The organism is Pseudobutyrivibrio sp. LB2011 (assembly GCF_000701765.1).
In the GTDB taxonomy this organism is placed as follows: domain Bacteria; phylum Bacillota; class Clostridia; order Lachnospirales; family Lachnospiraceae; genus Pseudobutyrivibrio; species Pseudobutyrivibrio ruminis.
The window spans coordinates 418,079-439,155 of the sequence record NZ_JNJS01000002.1; the positions used below are offsets into that span (position 1 = coordinate 418,079).

General features: G+C 40.9%; 18 protein-coding genes. 12 read left to right on the top strand and 6 right to left on the bottom strand.

Annotated elements, in window-relative coordinates:
- The first annotated feature begins 17 nt into the window (after positions 1-17).
- Genes T375_RS05465 through T375_RS05480 form a run of 4 tightly spaced genes read left to right on the top strand, consistent with a single transcriptional unit; the run spans position 18 to position 4,594 of the window.
- Complete coding sequence (locus tag T375_RS05465) at positions 18-2,096, top strand: cell division FtsA domain-containing protein (protein WP_044935936.1); 2,079 nt, start codon at positions 18-20, stop codon at positions 2,094-2,096.
- 18 nt (positions 2,097-2,114) lie between these two features.
- Positions 2,115-2,915 (top strand): MBL fold metallo-hydrolase, encoded by an 801-nt coding sequence (locus T375_RS05470; protein WP_044935940.1) that lies wholly within the window; start codon positions 2,115-2,117, stop codon positions 2,913-2,915.
- A gap of 30 nt (positions 2,916-2,945) precedes the next feature.
- Positions 2,946-3,221 (top strand): ACT domain-containing protein, encoded by a 276-nt coding sequence (locus tag T375_RS05475; protein ID WP_044935943.1) that lies wholly within the window; start codon positions 2,946-2,948, stop codon positions 3,219-3,221.
- Between the two features lie 8 nt (positions 3,222-3,229).
- Positions 3,230-4,594: a PFL family protein gene (locus T375_RS05480; RefSeq protein ID WP_044935946.1), complete on the top strand. Its 1,365-nt coding sequence runs from the start codon at positions 3,230-3,232 to the stop codon at positions 4,592-4,594.
- 48 nt (positions 4,595-4,642) lie between these two features.
- Here T375_RS05480 and T375_RS05485 read toward each other — a convergent pair whose 3' ends face one another.
- From T375_RS05485 to T375_RS05500, 4 genes are all read right to left on the bottom strand, one after another.
- Entirely contained in the window at positions 4,643-5,617 is a 975-nt protein-coding gene (locus T375_RS05485; protein WP_044935949.1) for a glycoside hydrolase family 43 protein, read from the bottom strand.
- A gap of 10 nt (positions 5,618-5,627) precedes the next feature.
- The gene (locus tag T375_RS05490) at positions 5,628-6,455 is read right to left on the bottom strand and encodes a carbohydrate ABC transporter permease (protein WP_044935951.1); all 828 of its coding nucleotides are present in this window, start codon (positions 6,453-6,455) and stop codon (positions 5,628-5,630) included.
- A gap of 15 nt (positions 6,456-6,470) precedes the next feature.
- Positions 6,471-7,355 carry a carbohydrate ABC transporter permease gene (locus T375_RS05495; protein WP_044935953.1) on the bottom strand — a complete coding sequence of 295 codons (885 nt, stop codon included), beginning with the start codon at positions 7,353-7,355 and terminating at the stop codon, positions 6,471-6,473.
- A gap of 106 nt (positions 7,356-7,461) precedes the next feature.
- Positions 7,462-8,745 (bottom strand): ABC transporter substrate-binding protein, encoded by a 1,284-nt coding sequence (locus T375_RS05500; protein WP_044935955.1) that lies wholly within the window; start codon positions 8,743-8,745, stop codon positions 7,462-7,464.
- Between the two features lie 329 nt (positions 8,746-9,074).
- On the opposite strand from T375_RS05500, the gene T375_RS05505 reads away from it, so the two are divergent.
- From T375_RS05505 to T375_RS05540, 8 genes are all read left to right on the top strand, one after another.
- Positions 9,075-9,977, top strand: a complete 903-nt coding sequence (locus tag T375_RS05505; RefSeq protein WP_044935958.1) for an AraC family transcriptional regulator — start codon at positions 9,075-9,077, stop codon at positions 9,975-9,977.
- Between the two features lie 135 nt (positions 9,978-10,112).
- A complete protein-coding gene (gene araA / locus T375_RS05510; RefSeq protein WP_044935960.1) occupies positions 10,113-11,612 on the top strand; it encodes an L-arabinose isomerase in 1,500 nt (499 codons plus the stop codon).
- 119 nt (positions 11,613-11,731) lie between these two features.
- Positions 11,732-12,388, top strand: a complete 657-nt coding sequence (gene fsa / locus T375_RS05515; protein WP_044935962.1) for a fructose-6-phosphate aldolase — start codon at positions 11,732-11,734, stop codon at positions 12,386-12,388.
- Between the two features lie 128 nt (positions 12,389-12,516).
- Positions 12,517-14,112, top strand: coding sequence for a xylulokinase (locus tag T375_RS05520; protein WP_044935964.1), 1,596 nt, complete (start codon positions 12,517-12,519; stop codon positions 14,110-14,112).
- Complete coding sequence (locus T375_RS05525; RefSeq protein WP_044935967.1) at positions 14,112-14,807, top strand: L-ribulose-5-phosphate 4-epimerase; 696 nt, start codon at positions 14,112-14,114, stop codon at positions 14,805-14,807. Before T375_RS05520 ends, T375_RS05525 begins: the two co-directional genes overlap by 1 nt.
- A gap of 148 nt (positions 14,808-14,955) precedes the next feature.
- Complete coding sequence (locus T375_RS05530) at positions 14,956-15,285, top strand: metal-sensing transcriptional repressor (protein WP_090395316.1); 330 nt, start codon at positions 14,956-14,958, stop codon at positions 15,283-15,285.
- A 12-nt stretch (positions 15,286-15,297) separates the two neighbouring features.
- On the top strand, positions 15,298-17,862 hold the full coding sequence (locus tag T375_RS05535) for a heavy metal translocating P-type ATPase (protein WP_044935968.1): 2,565 nt from the start codon (positions 15,298-15,300) through the stop codon (positions 17,860-17,862).
- A 719-nt stretch (positions 17,863-18,581) separates the two neighbouring features.
- A complete protein-coding gene (locus T375_RS05540; RefSeq protein ID WP_044935971.1) occupies positions 18,582-19,022 on the top strand; it encodes an Hsp20/alpha crystallin family protein in 441 nt (146 codons plus the stop codon).
- 44 nt (positions 19,023-19,066) lie between these two features.
- Here T375_RS05540 and T375_RS05545 read toward each other — a convergent pair whose 3' ends face one another.
- Both T375_RS05545 and T375_RS13540 read right to left on the bottom strand, forming a co-directional pair.
- Positions 19,067-20,002: an ABC transporter ATP-binding protein gene (locus T375_RS05545; RefSeq protein ID WP_044935973.1), complete on the bottom strand. Its 936-nt coding sequence runs from the start codon at positions 20,000-20,002 to the stop codon at positions 19,067-19,069.
- The gene (locus tag T375_RS13540) at positions 19,986-21,068 is read right to left on the bottom strand and encodes an ABC transporter ATP-binding protein (RefSeq protein WP_044935976.1); all 1,083 of its coding nucleotides are present in this window, start codon (positions 21,066-21,068) and stop codon (positions 19,986-19,988) included. The genes T375_RS05545 and T375_RS13540 overlap by 17 nt, the downstream gene beginning before the upstream one ends.
- Between the last annotated feature and the right edge of the window lie 9 nt (positions 21,069-21,077).

The following is a 21,077-nucleotide window of genomic DNA, read 5'->3' on the forward strand; positions in this document are numbered from 1 at the left end:
CGAGGAGAGTAACTTATATGGAGAAGAAAGATATTGTATTTGGACTTGATATTGGTACCAGAAATGTCATTGGTACAGTAGGATATCTTGATGGCGATGAATTCCATGTTATCGCTCAAAATCTTAGAGAACATGACACCAGAGCTATGCTTGATGGTCAGATTCATGACATTGGTCGAGTAGGAGCTACTTGCGATGAGGTGAAAAAGGACCTTGAAGCACAGACAGGCCTTGCTTTATCAGAAGTATGTATCGCTGCCGCTGGTCGTGTGCTTCGTACAATCACTACTCACGTAGAGTTGGAATTTCCGGAGGAAACAGTTGTTACCGGAGAGGACTTACATACACTTGATATGATGGGTATCGAGCAGGCTGGTAAGGAAATCAAAGGCGACGAGGACAATAAATACAAGTTCTTCTGTGTAGGTTATTCTACTGTTAAATATTACTTAAACGGAGATGTTTTCACATCCCTTGAGGACCACAAGGCCGATACAATCGGAGAGGACATCATCGTAACATTCCTTCCAGAGGATGTAGTTGATGGTCTTTATTCAGCTGTTGGCAAGGCTGATCTTTCAGTTGCCAACCTTACATTGGAGCCTATTGCAGCTATCAATGTTGCAATCCCACAGAGCTTCAGAATGCTTAATATTGCCCTTATCGATGTTGGTGCAGGTACATCCGATATCTGTGTCACCAGAGACGGCAGCATCATCGCATATGGCATGATTCCTATGGCTGGTGATGAGCTTACAGAAGTTTTGGTACATGAATACCTTGTAGATTTTGCTACAGCAGAACAAATCAAGCGTGCTTCTACCGAAGGTGGAGAAATCACATACGAGGATATTATGGGTCTTAGCCATACCATCAAATCAGAGGATGTTTGGAAGCTCACAGATCCTGTTATGAAGAAAATCGCTTCTGAGGTTGCAGAAAAGATTAAAGAGCTTAACGGTGGCAAATCAGTATCTGCAGCGTTTGTTGTTGGCGGTGGCGGTAAAATCCACGGCTTTACAGAAGCGTTAGCAGCTGATCTTAAAATCGTGCCAGAGCGTGTTGCTCTTCGTGGCGAGGAAGTAATGAAAAACATCGTATTCGAGCAGGAGGATATTACAAAGGATTCACTTCTTGTTACACCAATCGGTATCTGTTTGAATTACTACGAGACAAAGAACAACTTCATTATGATTCACTTCAACGGTGAAATGATGAAGCTTTATGATAATGGACAGCTTACAATTGTCGATGCAGCTATGCAGGCAGGCTTCTCTGCTGACCAGTTGTTCCCAAGACGTGGCCGTGAAATCAATTTCACAGTCAATGGTGTATCACGCATGATTCGTGGTACAGAGGGCGAATCTGCAGTTGTTACTATGAATGGCAAATCAGTTGGAATCAACACACCACTTGAGTTCAATGCAGATGTTACAGTTGTTCCTTCTACAGTTGGAGAAGGTGGACGCGGTACAATTGCTGATTTAGCAGAGTTTACTACAGAGTATCTCTATTTCAATGTTTGCGGACATAGAGTTAAGTGTCCAAAGTTTGTTGAGGTTAATGGTTCAATGGAACCACCTACATATTCAGTCAAGGATGGAGATGTCATCGAGACTCGACCATTCTACACAGTTGGCCAGTTGGCAGAGTTTATGGATGTTACAATCGATGACAGGTACGAAATCCTTGTAAACAACCGTCCATCTAGCAAGGAATCCCTTGTATACGAAAACTTTGCAATCGAGTGGACAACTACAAATCAAATCGCATACAGAGCAGATTATCTTGTTGATGAATCAGAAGGCTTGCCAGAGGATTACGAAGCTCCAGCAGCACCTGAGGCACCAGCAGAGGATGCTCGAACAAGAATGAAAATAGAAACCGTTGAAATCCCTATCAAGGTCAATGGCAAGAACATGGTCTTGGCAGGTAAAAGGGATTACATCTTTGTGGATGTATACAATCTCATCAATTTCGACCCAAGTACAGGCGGCGGAAGACAGCTTATCACAAAGGTTAATGGTCAGCCATGCGGCTATGCTAAGGATCTTAACGCCGGCGATGAAGTCGAAATTAGATGGAGCGAAAGTTAGTAAGGAAGTATTTTAGTAATGGATTTTTTTAGTATTGCAAGTGGTAGCAGCGGTAATTGCATTTGCGTGGGTGACAGCAGCACCCACGTAATGATTGACGCTGGTATTTCTGGAAAACGCATAGAAGCAGGTATGAATCAGTACGATTACACCACAGCAGATATGGCTGGTCTTCTTGTGACCCACGAACACTCAGATCATGTTTCTGGGCTTGGTGTTATTTCTCGTAAATATCACATCCCAATTTATGCTACAGCTGGTACCATCAGAGCAATACGTTCTATGAAGAGTCTTGGGGCTATCGATGACACTCTTTTTCATGTTATCAAGCCCGATGAGGACTTCGTCTTAGGTAGTCTTAAAATTCACCCATTCCACATCAGCCATGACGCGGCTGATCCAGTTGCATATCGTATAGAAAATGATAAATCTAAGGTTGCAGTCTGCACTGACTTAGGGTATTATGACAACAATATTGTGGAGAATCTCACAGGTTTGGACGCTATGCTTTTAGAGGCCAATCACGATATCCACATGCTAGAAGTGGGGTCATATCCATATCATTTAAAACAAAGAATTCTTGGAAATTATGGTCATCTGTCAAATGAAACCAGCGGTAAGCTTTTAAGCAAGGTTTTAAATGACAACATTAAACATGTATTTTTAGGGCATTTAAGCCATGAAAATAATTATCCAGATTTAGCTTACGAGACTGTCCGACTCGAAGTTACCATGGATGAAACCACTCCATACAAGGGGAATGATTTCAATATCACAGTTGCAAGTCGCAGCGAGGTTTCCCAATTGGTGGTTATATAACTAGTAGATAATGGACTATAGGAGGAAAAGATGGAGAATAAGGTTATTATTACTGTAGTTGGCAAAGATACAGTAGGTATTATTGCACGTATTTGTACTTATCTGGCAGAGAGCGGTGTTAATGTGTTGGATATTACTCAAACTATAGTTCAAGGCTTCTTCAATATGATGATGATTGTAGATATCAATTCAAGCTCACGTGCTTTTGGCGATATTCAGTGTGATTTGGAAAAGCTTGGAGATGAAATTGGAGTTCAGATTAAAGCTCAGAAGGAAGACATCTTCAACGCAATGCACAGATTATAGGAGGGAATATGGTTAATCTACAGGAAGTACTTGAGACAAACAAAATGGTTGAGGAACAGACCCTCGACGTTCGTACTATTACTATTGGTATCAGTCTCTTAGAATGCATAGATTCAGATTTAGATAAGCTTAATGAAAAGGTTTACAACCGTATCACTACAGTTGCAAAGGACTTAGATAAAGTTGCAAAGGAAATTGAAAGTGATTACGGTATTCCTATTGTTAATAGACGTATTTCTGTTACACCAATAGCTTTAATCGGCGGTGCAGCTTGCAAGAAACCAGAGGACTTTGTTACTTTGGCTCACACAATGGACAAGGCCGCAGCAGCAGTTGGTGCAAATCTTATCGGTGGTTACTCAGCTCTTGTTTCAAAGGGAATGACAACAGCTGATGAATTACTTATTCGTTCAATTCCACAGGCTCTTTGCGAAACAGAAAGAGTTTGTAGCTCAGTTAATTTAGCTTCCACAAAAACTGGTATTAATATGGATGCTGTCAGACTTATGGGAGATATTCTTCTTCAGGTGGCTGACCGTTCAAAGGACAGAGATTCAGTTGATTGTATGAAGCTTGTAGTATTCTGCAACGCTCCTGATGACAACCCATTTATGGCAGGTGCTTTCCACGGCGTAACAGAAGCAGATGCTATTATCAACGTAGGTGTTTCTGGCCCAGGCGTTGTAAAGAAGGCTCTTGAGCAGGTTAGAGGTGAAAGCTTCGAGGTTCTCTGTGAGACAATCAAAAAGACAGCATTCAAGGTTACACGTGTAGGTCAGCTGGTAGCACAAGAAGCAAGCAAGCGTCTTGGAATTCCATTTGGTATTATCGATTTGTCACTTGCTCCAACACCAGCTATCGGTGATTCCGTTGCTGATATTCTTTGCGAAATTGGTCTTGAGTATGCAGGTGCTCCTGGTACAACAGCAGCTCTTGCTATGCTTAATGATCAGGTTAAGAAGGGCGGCGTAATGGCAAGCTCATACGTAGGAGGCCTTTCTGGTGCCTTTATTCCTGTTTCAGAGGATCAGGGTATGATTAACTCAGTAGAGGCAGGTGCAATCACTCTAGAGAAGCTTGAGGCCATGACATGCGTATGTTCTGTAGGTCTTGATATGATTGCAATCCCTGGTGATACTCCAGCCACAACAATCTCAGGTATGATTGCTGATGAAATGGCTCTTGGTATGGTAAATCAAAAGACAACAGCAGCTCGTCTTATTCCTGTAATCGGAAAGGGCGTAGGCGATACAGTAGAGTTTGGTGGTCTCTTTGGATATGCTCCAATCATGCCAGTTAACAAATTCTCATGTGCTGATTTTGTAAATCGTCAGGGAAGAATCCCAGCACCTATTCATTCATTTAAAAACTAAAAGAAGATACAAAAAAGCTCCTAGCCAAGTTGCTAGGAGCTTTTTTGATTAATTATATTGAGGAGTTATTGTCTGGATAGTGCCGTCTGCGTTGTAGGTAAGTTCGCAGTATTTTACGCAACGGCGATGGTTGATTCCTTTTGAATACTCACAATCATGATAGAAGAGATACCATTTATCATGATACTCAACAATTGAGTGGTGAGTTGTCCAACCGATAACAGGCTCAAGAATTTTGCCTGCATATTTAAATGGTCCAAGTGGATTATCTCCGATTGCGTAAGCAATGGTATGTGTTGTGCCTGTAGAGTAAGAGAAGTAGTATTTACCATTGTATTTGTGCATCCAAGGACCTTCGAAGTATCTACGGTCTTCATCTCCGGCTAAAAGTGGCTTTCCATTTTCATCAAGAATTACAACATCAGCAGGAGTAGAAGCGAAGCCTTCCATATCATCGGTCATTACAGCAACCTTTGGACATACAGCTGGTTCATTTTTCTCGGGCTCTGTTCCGTTGGGATTAAAGCTGCCTTCTCTGTATTTTTCAAGCTGGCCGCCCCAAAGACCGCCAAAGTAGATGTAAACCTTTCCATCGTCATCCATGAAAGAACATGGATCGATGCTAAAACTTCCTGGAATTGGCTCTTTTCTTGGAGTAAATGGGCCTTCTGGATTCTTGCTTTCTGCAATTCCAAGTTTAAATATTCCATCCTTATCCCTTGCTGGGAAAACTAAATAGTAAGTATCGTTTTTGTAAACTACATCAGGTGCCCAAAGCTGTTCCTTAACCCAAGGAATCTGGTCTTGATGTAGAACTTCGCCGTGATCTATAACCTCATCGCTTTTGTCATCCATTGATAGGATATGATAATCACGCATTTGGTATTCATCACCATTGTCGTTGTCTTCACCATCATGAGGAATATCATGGGATGGATAAATGTAAATTCTGTCGTTGAAAACATGTGCAGATGGATCTGCTGTAAAAATGTGTGTCACTAGGGGTGTGTTTTGTTTTTTCATTTTGTCTCCTTTAGCCCTTAACTGCACCAGCGGTCAATCCATCAACAATTTGGTTAGAGAATGCACAGTACACAATTATTGTAGGAACGATAGCGATAATGATTGCAGCAAACATCTGGGAATAATTAGTATTATAAGGTCCTACGAATTTTGAAAGTGAAACTGGCAGGGTTTTCTTCAAATCATCAGATATAAATACCATTGCTAAAAGAAGTTCGTTCCAGTTTGCAATGAAAGTCATAAGACCTGTTACAAATAAGCCAGTCTTTCCAAGTGGAAGACAAACCTTAAAGAAAATCTGGTAAATAGTAGCACCATCGATACAAGCACTTTCAATAAGTTCATTTGGCATACCTTCGAAGAAGCCAACCATGATGAAGATAGTAACTGGAAGTGCAAATGTAAGGTATGGCAATATCAAACCCATTAGGCTGTTTGTAAGATGAACCTTTGCAAAACGAGTGAACAAAGGAATCATTACACAGTGAACAGGAATCATCATTCCAAGAAGGAAATATGTAAGTGAAAGCTTTGCAAATTTCCAACGGAGTCTTGCGATTCCAAAGGCTGCCATAGAGCCGATAATCATGCTTAATGCCAGTGTAATTACACACACAAGGAAAGAGTTTAATGTGGCAATGCCTAGCTTTCCTGCTGTCCAGGCAAATGAAAAGTTTTCAAAGGTAGGAGCCTGTGGCAAAGCAAATGGTGCTGTAAATATTTCTGCATTTGTTTTAAAAGATACGTTAAATACCCAAAGTAGTGGTGCAAGGTAAAGCACAGCCATGAGTACTAAAAATATATAAATAATAATTTTAGGAATTGATATTTTTTTCATTACTAAACCCTCCTATTACATTTCGTACTGCTCGGTTTTTACAACTTTATTAATGAAAGCTGTTACAAGCAGACACAGGATTAGTAAGAGCACACCGATGGCACTTGCATAACCGTATTTAAAGTATTTGAAGCCTTGCTGATAAAGATGTGTTGCAAGAACTTCAGTTTTGTGGTTTGGTCCGCCTTCAGTCATGTTGAAGATCAGATCAAAGAACTTTAATGAACCAATAGCATTAAGTGACATTGCGGTTGCAACCATAGGTCTGATGAGGGGGAGTGTGATGTAACGAAAACTTTTGACCTTGTTGCATCCGTCAATGTAACTAGCCTCGTAAAGAGACTTACTAATGCCTGATATCTGGGCCATGTAAAGCATCATAGACTGACCAACATATTGCCAAAGGGCTACGAAAGCGATTACCCACATAGGAAGGATTATGAATCCGTTTATATCCATGAGCCACAGAGGGCCTTCGATACCAAGCTTTGCAAGTAATTGGTTGATACCAAGCTTAGGACTGAAGATGAACATCCACAAAAGTCCTAATGCTGCAGAAGAAAGAACGCATGGTAAATAAATGATGTTTTTGAATAAGTTTCTTCCTTTGTCTATATTTGTGAGAAGGGCTGCAAGAAACAGACCCATAATTAGCTGTGTTACACAAGAGAAGATTAGAAAGAACAATGAGTTCTTTAATGCAATTGCTAAAGTCTTATCTTGTAAAAGGTTTTTATAATTCTCAAGTCCTATGAATTTAGGAGGAGTGAGTGCATTGTAGTCACAGAATGAATAATAGATTGACTGACAAATAGGTATAAATAGAACAAATGTAAAAAGTATAAATGCTGGCGCCATAAAGATGAATATGGCTTTTTTATTTCTTAATAGTTTATCCATAACAATATCCTTATTAATTAGTTAGTCTGAATTGGTTTCTTTTTTAAAATTGGGGCACATTAAAGTGCCCCAAAAAGAATGAGATTATGAAGAAGAAGTTTAGTTTTTATCTACAGTTTGCCTCGTAATATTCTTCCATGTCTGTAGCTGCCTCAGCAGGGGTTATTTCGCCAAGGAATACAGAAACCATTGTGTCATCGAAGTGAGAACCTGTCTCAGTTGTAGGCATTGACTCGTTGTAGAAACCGAATGTTCCCTTTGCGTTCTGGAATACATCCATAACGTATGCAAGCTGTGCAGGAGCCTTAGATGCATCGTACTCAACGTTTGTTACAGGAATCTTTCCACCAACTTCTGCTGTGTACTTCTGAGCTGTGTCGTCTGTGAAGTACTTCATAAGAGCAGCACAAGCTTCTGGATGCTCTGTTGTTGAGCTCATAGCAAGTGAATCAGACTTAGCAATTAATCTGTCACAACCTGGGAACTGGAATACACCACACTTAGACTCGAAGTCTGGGTTTGAACCATTGATCTGTGCGATTGCCCATGAACCCTGGATAAGAATAGCAGCTTCTTCATTGTAGAAGTTTGCTGTAGCTACATCGTTTGTATCACCAGCAGCTGTTGGCTGGAAGTACTTAGAAAGTTCAACAAGCTTTGTAGCAGCTGACTCGAGCTTTCCATCTTCCCAAGAAGCACTACCATCTGCAAGAGCTGCAAGGTCAACACCTTCCTCTTCGCAAAGGTAACCAGCTACCATTGAAAGGCACCACGCTGTACCAGCTGAGATTGAGATTGGTGTGTAACCTGCTGACTGAAGCTTGTCACATGCTGCGAGCATTTCATCCCAGTTTGTAGGAACTTCTACACCAGCTTCTTCGAACATCTCTGTGTTGTAGAAGCAGCAAGCTGCAGCTGTGTTAAGAGGTACTGCGTAAATCTTTCCATCGTACGTCTGCTGTGTAAATACTGCGTCGCTTGTGAATGTATCTTTCCAACCATCCTGTGCAAGATAATCATCAAGTGGAGCAGCAACGCCTGGCTCTACATAATCTGTAAGGTTTGGACCAGGGCTGACAATGAATACATCAGGTGTATCGCCTGCAGCTACAAGAGCATTTAGCTTTGCGTAGTACTCTTCAAGGTTTGTTGTAACTACATTTACGTGATACTGACCTTCGTAATCGGCGTTGAATCTGTCGATAACATCTTTGTAACCGAGAGAGATAAGATCCTCAGTTGCATTTAAGTCATCCCAGAACATCCAAGTGATTTCCTCTACTCCATCAGCAGATGTTGATGAGCTAGAGCTTCCTGACTGGCCACAACCTGCAAATAAAGAAGCGACCATCATTGTTGATAAGATTGCTGATAATAATTTTTTTCTCATACCTTTCTCCTTTTTTTCTTAGATAGCAGTTTGTTATAAAAACCCCAAATAAACTGCTTCGTTGTTGTTAACCTAAATGTAGCACACAGATTATTCACATTCTTATAAATTGTTGTTTCTTGATTATCAAATCTTGCTGTAGTAGGTTGGTTAGCTATCGGTGATTTGTATATGATTTCTGAATGAGGCTTTGTAGAAATGTGCATTATGCACAAAAACAGAGAAATATAAATTGAATTCAATAAAAAATGTCTTGATTTTTTTGACAATTAGAGCAAAAATTGAAAACAAGAATTATTGCTAATTGTTGCTATAGGGGGAATTTACAAATGATAGAGACTTTAGATGGCATATTTGAGACTGTCCATTATAAGCAAAGCACCACGCTAAAGCTTTATGACAATAGAGAATATGAGGATTATCCAAAGCATTGGCATCCTGCTATTGAAATAGTAATGCCAGTGGAAAATGGATATACAATGCAGTTTTCAAATTCAGAGGTGTATTTGAGGGAGAAGGATATCTGTATTATTTGTCCAGGTTGTGTACACGCCATAAAAGCACCTGAAACCGGTCGTAGAATCATCTTTCAACCAAACACTACATACCTGAGATTCCTTAGAGAATTCGAGGTTTTGATTTCTTTTATGTCACCATATGCAATCATCACGCCGGAGGAATATCCAAGCATACATGAGCAGCTGGTAAAGATGCTTGTAGAAATAAAAGAAGAGTATATGGCAGGCACATCTTTTTCAGAACTTAGTATATATAGTAAGATTTTGGAGATGCTAAAGCTCATAGGACAAAACTATTCAAGCAAGTCCACTAAAACAAATGATACAAGTATTTCCTCAAAGGAGGATTATGCCAACAAGTTTGTGGAAATCTGTGATTATATAGATAGCCATTGTTCAGAAGATTTGAAGCTGGATGAGGTTGCGGATATGAGCGGCTTTAGTAAGTTCTATTTTGAAAGACTGTTCAAGCAGTTTACAGGTACCAGCTTCTATAAATACGTAAATCAAAAGCGTATTGCTAAAGCATCAGAGCTTTTGATAGAACCGGGAAATTCCGTTACAGATGTGGCCCTTAACTGCGGATTTATGTCTATTTCTTCTTTTATTAGAATGTTTAAGCTTCAAAAGGGATGCACTCCTACAGAGTTTAAAAGCATGTATTGGAGCCTTGAAATTGAAGGAAGTGGAGAAAAGGCGGAACTTGTACAGTAGTAATGCAACTTGTACACTCCTTATAAATGGCTAAAATATAATATTTTTAATTAAAGAAATACAACTTGTGCCAATTGTTGGACAAGTTGTATTTTATTTATATAAGGTAAACGATTTAGGAGGAGGGTAAATCTTATGAAAACACAGCTTAACTACAAGTTTTGGTTCTGCACAGGTTCTCAGGATTTGTACGGAGATGAGTGCTTAGAGCACGTTGCAGCACACTCAAAGGAGATTGTTGAGACATTAAACAAGTCGGGACGTCTTCCTTTTGAGGTAGTATGGAAACCTACAATGATTACAAACGAGGTAATCAGACGTACATTTAATGAGGCAAACAATGATCCGACATGTGCAGGTGTAATCACATGGATGCATACATTCTCACCAGCAAAGTCTTGGATACTTGGACATCAGGAATTCAGAAAGCCACTTTGCCATCTTCATACACAGTATAATCGTGAGATTCCATACGAGACAATGGATATGGATTTCATGAATGAGAATCAGGCAGCTCACGGAGATAGAGAGTACGCTCACATCCTTTCAAGAATGGGTATTGAGAGAAAGACAATTGTTGGATATTGGCAGGATGCTGAGGTTCAGGAAAAGCTTGCTTCTTGGATGCGTACAGCAGTTGGTGTTGTTGAGTCAAGCCACATTCGTGTAATGAGAGTTGCTGACAACATGAGAAATGTTGCTGTAACAGAAGGTGATAAGGTAGAAGCTCAGCTTAAGTTCGGATGGGAAGTTGATGCTTATCCTGTAAATGAAATTGCTGAGGCAGTTGCAGCTGTTTCTCAGTCTGATACAAATGCTCTTGTCGATGAGTATTACAGCAAATATGATATCTGCCTTGAAGGTAGAGACCCAGAGGAATTCAAAAAGCATGTTGCTGTTCAGGCACAGATTGAACTTGGTTTTGAAAGATTTCTTGAGGAGAAGAACTATCAGGCAATTGTAACTCACTTTGGTGATCTTGGCGCACTTCAGCAGCTTCCAGGTCTTGCAATCCAGAGACTTATGGAAAAAGGATATGGCTTTGGCGCAGAAGGTGACTGGAAGGTTGCTGCTATGGTTCGCCTTATGAAGATTATGACAACAGGCATGAAGGATGCTAAGGGTACTTCAATGCTTGAGGATTACACATACAATCTTGTAAAAGGTAAGGAAGGAATTATCCAGGCTCACATGCTTGAGGTTTGCCCAACACTTGCTGATGGTCCTATTCAGATTAAGGTTCAGCCTCTTTCAATGGGCGACAGAGAAGATCCAGCTCGTCTTGTGTTCCAGTCAAAGGAAGGAAAGGGTATTGCAACATCTCTTATCGACCTTGGAAATAGATTCCGTCTTATCATTCAGGATGTTGATTGCAAGAAGGTTGAGAAGCCACTTCCAAAGCTTCCAACAGCTATCAACTTCTGGACACCACAGCCAGATTTCTACACAGGTACAGAAGCTTGGTTACTTGCAGGTGGTGCACACCATACAGCATTCTCTTATGATTTGACAGCAGAGCAGATGGGCGACTGGGCTGCAGCAATGGGAATCGAAGCAGTATACATTGATAAGGATACAAAGATTCGTGATTTCAAGCGTGATCTTGCACTTGGAAATCTTGTATACGGTAAATAAATTGCCATTAGAAAGTCATAAATTTGATTGAAGGCAAAGGTTAAAAGCATTAAACTTTTAGTAGTTAAAAACTAGAAGAAATTGGCAAAATTGCCAGCATAGAAAGAAGGAGAAATAAAATGAAGTTATTTGTTGACACTGGAAAAATTGAGGACATTAAGAAGGCTAACGATCTTGGAGTAATCTGTGGAGTTACCACAAACCCATCTTTGATTGCTAAGGAAGGTGGACGTAGCCAGGAAGAAATCCTTAAGGAAATCGCATCTATCGTAGATGGACCTATCTCAGGCGAGGTAAAGGCAACAACTGTTGATGCAGAAGGTATGATTAAAGAGGGCCGTGAGATTGCAGCAATGCATCCAAACATGGTAGTAAAGATTCCTATGACTGCAGAAGGACTTAAGGCTGTAAAGGTTCTTTCAGCTGAGGGCATCAAGACAAACGTTACATTAATCTTTTCTGCAAACCAGGCAATTCTTGCAGCTAATGCAGGTGCTTCTTATGTATCTCCATTCCTTGGAAGATTGGATGATATCAACATGCCAGGTATCGACCTTATCCGCGACATCGCAGAAATCTTTGATATCTATGGATATGACACAGAAATCATCGCTGCATCAGTTCGTAACCCAATTCACGTTACAGACTGCGCTCTTGCAGGTGCTCACATCGCAACAGTACCATACCATGTTATCGAGCAGATGATTAATCATCCACTTACAACTGCTGGCATAGAGAAATTCCAGAAGGACTACGTAGCGGTCTTTGGAGAGTAATTTTTCATAAAGTATAAATAGCTGGTAGGCATCAAGCTCTACTATTTCTCAAGCGAGGTATGTCACCGAGCGGAGAAATCAGTAGGCTTGTAGCCGTAACCAGCGAGATATATTGGGGGAATTTACACATGAATATTAATGAGATAATTGCTGAGGGCAAGAAGACAGCCCTTGGTATTGAGTTTGGCTCGACAAGAATCAAAGCCGTACTCGTTGATGAGGAGAATAAGGTTTTGGCTCAGGGGGATCATGAATGGGAGAATCATTTAGATAATGGTATCTGGACATATCCTCTTGAGGAAGTGTGGGCTGGACTTCAGGATTGCTATGCAAAGCTTAAAAAAGATGTAAACGACAAATATGATGTTAAGCTTACAAAGATTGGTGCCATCGGATTTTCAGCTATGATGCATGGCTATCTTGCATTTGATAAGAATGATAATCTTTTGGTTCCATTTAGAACATGGAGAAATACTATCACAGGAGAGGCTGCAGCAGAGCTTAGCAAAGAGCTCAACTTCAACATGCCTCAGCGCTGGAGTATTTCACATTATTATCAGTGCATTCTTAACAAGGAGCCACATGTAAAAGATGTTGCATACTTCATGACACTTGCTTGCTACGTTCATTTCAAGATGACAGGCAAGAAGGTAGCAGGTGTTGGTGAAGCATCTGGTATGTTCCCTATCGATTCAAAAACATGCCAGTATGACACAGCAATGCTTGAAAAATTCAACAAGCTTGCAGCAGCACATGGTGTTACAACAAAGGTAGAAGACTTAATGCCAGCTGTTCTTGTGGCAGGTGATGATGCAGGATCTCTTACAGAGGAAGGTGCAAAGCTCCTTGATCCAACAGGAGAACTTGAGCCAGGCTGTCCACTTGCTCCACCAGAAGGTGATGCAGGCACAGGTATGGTTGCAACAAATGCAGTTTCAGCAGGTACAGGTAATGTTTCTGCTGGTACATCAGTATTCTCTATGGTAGTTTTGGACAAGCCATTATCAAAGCCTTACGAGGAAATCGATATGGTTACAACTCCTACTGGAGAAGCAGTTGCAATGGTTCACTGCAACAACTGTACATCCGATTTAAATGCGTGGGTTGGAATCTTTAAAGAGTTCGCAGATGCATTTGGAATGGATGTTTCAATGAACGATATTTATGGAACACTTTATCGCAAGGCTCTTACAGAAGATGCAAATTGCGGTGGCGTTGTTTCATTCAACTACTTCGGTGGCGAGCCTGTTGTTAATGTAAACGAAGGTCGTCCAATGGTGGTAAGACAGCCAGATGCCAAGTTTAGTCTTGCAAACTTCATGCGCTCAAATCTTTACGGAGCACTTGGCGTATTAAAGCTTGGTAATGATATTCTTCTTAAGGAAGAGCATGTGCCTATCAAGTCTATTACAGGCCACGGCGGATTCTTCAAGACAAAGGGTGTTGGCCAGTCTGTTCTTGCAGCAGCACTCAATGCACCTATCACTGTAATGGCTACAGCAGGCGAAGGTGGTGCCTGGGGTATGGCTGTTCTTGCAAATTATCTTCTTCGCGAAGACAAGAGCAAGAAGTTACAGGATTACCTTGATGAAAACGTATTTGCAGGTCAGGAGTCTACAACAATGGAGCCAGATGCTGATATGGTAAAGGGTTACGATGAGTGGATGGTTGACTACCGCAAGGCACTTAAGGCTGAGGCATGCGCAGTGGAGGAATGGAGATAATGTTAGAAGAATTAAAAAAGCAGGTTTATGAGGCTAATATGGAGTTGCCAAAACGCGGCTTGGTTACATATACTTGGGGCAATGTTTCTGGAATCGACAGAGAGTCTGGAATATTTGCAATTAAGCCATCAGGTGTAGAATATGATGAGCTTAAGCCTGAGGATATGGTGCTTGTAAATCTTGATGGTGAGGTAGTAGAAGGCAAATATAAGCCTAGTTCAGATACTGCTACACATGTTGAGCTTTATAAAAAGTATGAAAACATCGGAGGTGTGGTTCATACACATTCTACATACGCAGTAGCTTGGGCCCAGGCAGGAAGAGATATTCCTTTATATGGAACAACTCACGCAGATTATTTCTGCGGACCTATTCCATGTACAAGAAATCTTACTCCAGAAGAAATCGATGAGGCATACGAAGTAAACACAGGAAAAGTAATCATCGAAACATTCGAAGAGCGTGGCGTTAATACAAAGTATGTGCCAGGCGTTATCTGCAAGAATCACGGCCCATTCACATGGGGCAAGGATGCAGACCAGGCAGTATACAACGCAGTAGTACTTGAAGAGGTCGCAAAGATGGCACTCTTCACAGAGCAGGTTAACCCAAAGGTTGAGCCAGCTCCAGATTGCATCAGAGATAAGCACTTCAACCGTAAGCACGGAGCAAATGCTTATTACGGACAGAACTAAATAAATATAATTTTGGGACCGCATTGCCAGTAGGTGATGTGGTCCTTTTTCATTGTATAAAATTTAATTGTTGACAAATACCCTATGGGGGTATATTATCGTCTTAACGAAGGGGATACCCCTTGGGGGTATACAAAAGGAGTTAATCATGGGAAATAAGGAAGAATTAATAGAGGAAACTTGCGAATGCTGCTGCTCTGGCAAGCACAAAAGTCGCGAGGATAAAGAATTTAAGGATTTGATGAATCGCCTGAAAAGAATTGAGGGACAGGTTCGCGGGGTGGAAAGTATGCTTGAGAAGGATGCATATTGCACAGATATTCTCATGCAGGTTTCTGCCATTACATCAGCTCTCAATAGCTTCAACAAGGTGTTGCTTGCAAATCATGTAAAGACATGCGTTGCAGACAACATCCGCAATGGTGATGAAGAGGTGGTAGACGAGCTTGTAACGGTTCTTCAAAAACTAATGAAATAAGGATGGTGTTATATGGAACAATATAATGTGACAGGCATGAGCTGCGCGGCATGTCAGGCTAGGGTGGAAAAAGCTGTATCCGCAGTTCCTGGTGTGGACAGTTGTGCAGTTAGCCTTCTTACGAATTCAATGGGAGTCGAAGGAAATGCAGACTCTGCTGAAATCATAAAGGCTATCGAGAATGCAGGCTATGGTGCCAGCTTAAAGGCAGATGGTTCTGCAGGAGCAAGTGCTTCAGTGCCAAATTATGACAATGAGCTTGCAGACACCGAGACTCCAAAGATTAGAAATAGATTAATCGCTTCAGTGATACTACTGATTCCTCTCATGTATGTGTCGATGGGACACATGCTTTGGGATTGGCCACTGCCAGGTTTTTTGGATGGAAATCATATCGCTATGGGATTGTATGAAATGCTTCTTACAATCGCGATTATGATTATTAATCAAAAGTTTTTTGTTAGCGGATTTAGAGGGCTCATGCATGGTGCACCTAATATGGATACCCTAGTAGCCCTTGGCGCAACAGCATCCTTTGGATACAGTGTATTTGCATTATTTGCAATGACATCAGCTATGGTTGATGGTGATATGGACAAAGTCATGGAATATATGATGGAGTTCTATTTCGAATCAGCGGCTATGATTCTTACACTGATTACAGTTGGCAAACTGCTGGAATCTATTTCAAAGGGAAGAACCACCAATGCCCTGAAGGATTTGATGAAGCTTGCTGCCAAGACAGCAGTTGTATTAAAGGATGGAGTAGAGACAGAAGTCCCTATTGAACAGGTCAAAATCGGAGACAGATTTGTTGTAAAGCCTGGGGACAACATCCCTGTGGATGGAATCGTTGTGGATGGTAGCAGTGCAGTAAATGAATCCGCACTTACAGGCGAAAGCATTCCTGTAGATAAGTCGGTTGGTGATTCAGTTTCAGCAGCTACAAGCAATGAAAGTGGATATATGGTATGCGAAGCCACTAGAGTTGGAAAGGACACAACACTTTCTCAGATTATTCAGATGGTTAGTGATGCGGCAGCTACAAAGGCTCCAATTGCTAAAATCGCAGACAAGGTTTCAGGCGTATTTGTTCCAACAGTTATCGTAATTGCGATAATTACTTTTATAGTGTGGATGCTTGTTGGACAGCCTGTGGGCTATGCTCTTGCTAGAGCAATTTCTGTTCTTGTAATCAGTTGCCCATGTGCTCTTGGCCTTGCTACGCCGGTTGCCATTATGGTAGGAAATGGCATGGGCGCCAAGAATGGCATCATGTTTAAGACAGCTGTATCTTTGGAAGAAACAGGAAAGGTTCAGATTGTCGCACTTGATAAAACAGGTACAATCACAAAAGGTGAACCAAAGGTTGTAGGAATCTTTGAGGCCGAGGATGTGGATGATGTGGATCTTCTTCGAGTAGCCTTTGCAGTAGAGAATAAATCAGAGCATCCGCTAGCTAAAGCCATTGTAGAAAATGGCCTTGAAAATGGCATGGAGCCAGCTGAGGTTACAGACTTTAAGGTTTTATCTGGAAATGGAATCACAGCTATTTTGGATGGAGAGGAAGTCTACGGAGGCAACCTTGAGCTTATCAAGCAGCATGCTAATGTCGGTACTGAAATAGTAGAGCTTGCAGATAGATTAGCTGAAAAGGGAGAGACTCCATTATTCTTTGCCAAGAATGGCAAGTATCTAGGAATTATTTCAGTTGCAGATGTTATAAAGGAAGATTCGCCAGAGGCTATCGCACATCTTAAGAATCTTGGTATCCACGTGGTAATGCTTACTGGTGACAATGAAAAGACTGCAGCAGCCATAGCAGCTGAGGCAGGTGTAGATGAAGTCGTTGCAGGCGTAAAGCCAGATGGCAAAGAGGAAGTAATCAGAGCATTGCAGCAGTATGGCAAGGTTGCCATGGTAGGAGATGGAATCAATGATGCGCCGGCACTTACTAGGGCAGATATGGGAATTGCCATCGGCGCTGGTACAGATGTTGCTATCGATGCAGCAGATGTAGTTCTTATGAAGAGCAGACTTTCTGATGTTGTTGCAGCAATCAGACTTAGCCGCGCAACATTAAGAAATATTCATGAGAATCTATTCTGGGCATTCTTCTACAATGTTATTGGAATACCACTTGCAGCAGGCGCATATATACATGCATTCGGCTGGACTCTGAATCCAATGTTTGGTGCAGCAGCTATGAGCTTATCAAGCTTCTGCGTTGTAACAAATGCATTGCGTTTAAATCTATTTAAAATGCACGACCACACTAGAGACAAGGCGTTAAAGAGCTCAGTTGGCCATGAAAAATTATTAGTTAACAGCCAGCATTCAAAAGCTGGAGAAATAAAGGAGGACAAATCAACAATGGAAATTACAGTAAAAGGAATGATGTGCGCTCACTGCGAAGCACACGTAAAGGAAGCCCTTGAGAAAATCAACGGAGTAGACGAGGCTACAGCAAACCACGAGGCAAACCTTGTTACACTTAAGACTTCAGCTGATGTTGCTGAGGCAGATCTTAAGGCTGCAGTAGAAGCAGCAGGCTACGAGTTTGTAGGAATTAAATAGTAATTAAATGTAGTTGCAAATTGTATAATGCGAGACCAGACTTGCGTCTGGTCTCTTTTATGTTTCAAACTGCTAGACACATCATATCTGCCAAGTTATTTCAGTCAAGGGCAAGCCTTCGGAGCTACGCTCCCTTGACTTCATAACTTTTGGCAGATTAATGTTAGTCAAGCAGGTTTGAAACTGGGACTGTGGCGAAGCCACAAGTCATCACTAGGAGACTACTGCCTAGAATAAAAAATAAGAAATAGGCAGTAGTTTTCAAGGGCAGTGTGGCGTAACTAGACGACATTTCTATTGCTAAGTTGATTAGTTTTTAGCATACAAAAGTATTTCAATCTTATCTGTCACAAAATACCAAAAAGGCTACTGCCTAATCTAGCAAAATCTAGTTTAGGTAGTAGTCTCTTAAAAAGTTATGCAACACTAAGGATTTCTTCCTTAAGGCATTATGGGTATCAGAAATAATTGATTGCAAAAATGGAAGATATATGTTTAAAGAGGCAGGTTTATGATTATTACTGAAGATGTTGAGTTTTGGAAATGTCAGATAAATTATAAACAAAATATTAAATAATTATAAATTATTAGCACTCGTACTTGACGAGTGCTAATTTTAGGTTTATAACATAATCACAAAGAGGAACAAAAGAAGTTCTTCTTTAACCACATTAACAATCAGGCTCAAAGAAGCCCGTAAATAAAAGGAGGTAAGTATTATGTTAATGCCTAGTATTTTATCAAATGATTTTATGGATGATTTCTTTGGAGTACCACGTGTCACAGGATTTGGAAGAAATTTTGACAATGACTTCTCAAGAATGATGACTACAGATGTAAAAGAAACCGAAAGCGGTTATCAAGTAGATATGAATCTTCCAGGATTCTCCAAGGAAGATATCAAAGCTGAGTTGAAAGATGGATATCTTACAATTAAAGCTGAAACAAATCAGAACAACGACAGTCAGGATGATGATGGCAACTACATCCGCCGTGAGCGCTACACTGGCTCTTGCAGCAGAAGCTTCTATGTAGGTGATAACATCACACAGGAAGATATACATGCAGCATTCAAGGATGGAGTTCTTACTTTAAGCGTACCTAAGAAGGAAGAAATTCCTCAGAAAGATGAAACAAAATATATAGCTATCGAAGGATAACTTGAACTTTCAAAGGCCTCTCCAAATCAGGAGAGGCCTTTATTTTATTTACTCCATTTTTCAAACTCAGCGTCGGTACATTTTACATAGTGAGTTCCATCAACTAAATGCTCCGTTCCCTCATTATAATTGATACCCGAAGTTTTATAATCGTAAGTCAATGCTACGCGATTTTTCTCAACAACAGGATTTGGTTCTGGGATGGCAGAGAGAAGACTTTTTGTGTAAGGATGGATAGGATTTGAAAAAATCTCCTCGGTGGTGCCAGTTTCTAGCAAGTGGCCTAGGTGAAGTACGCCGATGCGGTCGGAGATGTACTTTACCATTGAAAGGTCGTGAGCAATGAAAAGATAAGCGGCACCTGTTTCGGCCTGGATATCTTTCATAAGGTTTACAACCTGAGCTTGGATAGAAACATCAAGAGCAGAAATACATTCGTCGGCAATAATCAGCTTTGGATTCATGATTAAAGCTCTGGCGATGCCTACACGCTGTCTTTGTCCACCAGAAAACTGATGAGGATATCTAGAAGCGTGCTCTGGAGCAAGCCCTACTTTTGCAAGAATCTCCTTAATCTTTTCATCACGTTCTGCTTTTGATGAGTAGGTGTGATGAATGTCTAATCCTTCACCGATGATGTCCTCAACCTTTTTTCTAGGATTAAGAGACGACATAGGATCCTGGAAAATCATCTGCATCTGTGTACGAAGCATGGTCTTGTCGCTTCTAGAAAGATGACCAGTGATGTCAGTATCGTTAAAGGTAATCTTTCCATCGGTTGGATTGTACAATCTGATTACAGAGCGGCCGATAGTAGATTTACCTGAGCCTGATTCTCCAACCAGGCCATAGGTTTCACCAGGATAGATTTCAAATGAAACACCTTCTACCGCTTTTACGGTATAGTTGTTGCTAACTTTGAAATGCTGCTTTAAATTTTCAACCTTCAAAAGAGGCTCTGCATTATAGTTCGCTGTCATATTTACTTGCCTCCTTCTTCATTCTATCTAGTCTTTCACGAAGCTCTGAAGGCATTTCAACCTTTGGAGCACGTGGGTCAAGCAACCATGTGGCTGCGAAATGATTCTTTGTAATCTGGAACATTGGTGGTTCTTCAATGTCGTCAATTTCAAGTGCAAATCTGTTACGAGGAGAGAATGCATCTCCTTTGACTTCGTGTAAAAGATTTGGTGGAGAACCAGGAATTGTGTATAACCTGTCGTCTGTTTCCAAATCTGGCATAGCAGATAAAAGTCCCCATGTGTATGGATGTTTTGGATCGTAGAAGACTTCGTTTGTCAGGCCCTTTTCAATTATCTTTCCTGCGTACATTACGTTGACGTAGTCAGCAACCTTGGCAACAACACCTAAGTCGTGAGTGATGTAAATAACAGAGATGCCTCTTTCTTTTTGTACCTTTTTGATAAGCTCTATGATTTTTGCCTGGATTGTAACATCTAAAGCAGTAGTAGGCTCATCGCAGATTAAAAGATTAGGGTCGCAAGATAATGCGATAGCAATAACAACACGCTGGCGCATACCACCTGAAAGCTGATGAGGATATTGTTTCATTCGCTTTTCAGCATCTTCAATACCAACTTCCTTTAAAAGAGAAACGGCTTTCATATAAGCAAGGTCTTTACTTAGTTTTGTATGAAGAAGGATTCCCTCAACAAGCTGTTTACCTATATTCATGGTAGGGTCCAATGATGTCATTGGATCTTGGAATACCATTGCGATTCTTTTTCCGTTGATGTGTTTTCTAAGCCATTTTTTATCCTTCTCAAGGATGTCCACAGTTCCTAATTCGCCATCTTCGTTTGTGTAAGTGAAATCAATTTGGCCACTGTTAACAACCGCATTTTTTGCAAGAATTCCCATAGCGGCTTTCATTGTAACTGATTTTCCAGAACCAGATTCTCCAACGATTGCTACAGTTTCACCGCGCTCCAAATCAAAGTCGATTCCACGGATGGCGTGTACCATACCTGCACTTGTCTTGAAAGAAATGTCCAGGTTTTTTACATTTAAAATTACGTCTGCCATATCTCCCTC

Excerpts from the sequence above, each read along its gene's own strand:
- T375_RS05525 (WP_044935967.1), top strand. The coding sequence starts at position 14,112 with ATGTTAGAAGAATTAAAAAAGCAGGTTTATGAGGCTAATATGGAGTTG.
- fsa (WP_044935962.1), top strand. The coding sequence starts at position 11,732 with ATGAAGTTATTTGTTGACACTGGAAAAATTGAGGACATTAAGAAGGCT.
- T375_RS05490 (WP_044935951.1), bottom strand. The coding sequence starts at position 6,455 with ATGAAAAAAATATCAATTCCTAAAATTATTATTTATATATTTTTAGTA.
- T375_RS05485 (WP_044935949.1), bottom strand. The coding sequence starts at position 5,617 with ATGAAAAAACAAAACACACCCCTAGTGACACACATTTTTACAGCAGAT.
- T375_RS05500 (WP_044935955.1), bottom strand. The coding sequence starts at position 8,745 with ATGAGAAAAAAATTATTATCAGCAATCTTATCAACAATGATGGTCGCT.
- T375_RS05505 (WP_044935958.1), top strand. The coding sequence starts at position 9,075 with ATGATAGAGACTTTAGATGGCATATTTGAGACTGTCCATTATAAGCAA.
- T375_RS05530 (WP_090395316.1), top strand. The coding sequence starts at position 14,956 with ATGGGAAATAAGGAAGAATTAATAGAGGAAACTTGCGAATGCTGCTGC.
- araA (WP_044935960.1), top strand. The coding sequence starts at position 10,113 with ATGAAAACACAGCTTAACTACAAGTTTTGGTTCTGCACAGGTTCTCAG.
- T375_RS05480 (WP_044935946.1), top strand. The coding sequence starts at position 3,230 with ATGGTTAATCTACAGGAAGTACTTGAGACAAACAAAATGGTTGAGGAA.
- T375_RS05545 (WP_044935973.1), bottom strand. The coding sequence starts at position 20,002 with ATGACAGCGAACTATAATGCAGAGCCTCTTTTGAAGGTTGAAAATTTA.
- T375_RS05535 (WP_044935968.1), top strand. The coding sequence starts at position 15,298 with ATGGAACAATATAATGTGACAGGCATGAGCTGCGCGGCATGTCAGGCT.
- T375_RS05465 (WP_044935936.1), top strand. The coding sequence starts at position 18 with ATGGAGAAGAAAGATATTGTATTTGGACTTGATATTGGTACCAGAAAT.
- T375_RS13540 (WP_044935976.1), bottom strand. The coding sequence starts at position 21,068 with ATGGCAGACGTAATTTTAAATGTAAAAAACCTGGACATTTCTTTCAAG.
- T375_RS05470 (WP_044935940.1), top strand. The coding sequence starts at position 2,115 with ATGGATTTTTTTAGTATTGCAAGTGGTAGCAGCGGTAATTGCATTTGC.
- T375_RS05495 (WP_044935953.1), bottom strand. The coding sequence starts at position 7,355 with ATGGATAAACTATTAAGAAATAAAAAAGCCATATTCATCTTTATGGCG.
- T375_RS05540 (WP_044935971.1), top strand. The coding sequence starts at position 18,582 with ATGTTAATGCCTAGTATTTTATCAAATGATTTTATGGATGATTTCTTT.
- T375_RS05475 (WP_044935943.1), top strand. The coding sequence starts at position 2,946 with ATGGAGAATAAGGTTATTATTACTGTAGTTGGCAAAGATACAGTAGGT.
- T375_RS05520 (WP_044935964.1), top strand. The coding sequence starts at position 12,517 with ATGAATATTAATGAGATAATTGCTGAGGGCAAGAAGACAGCCCTTGGT.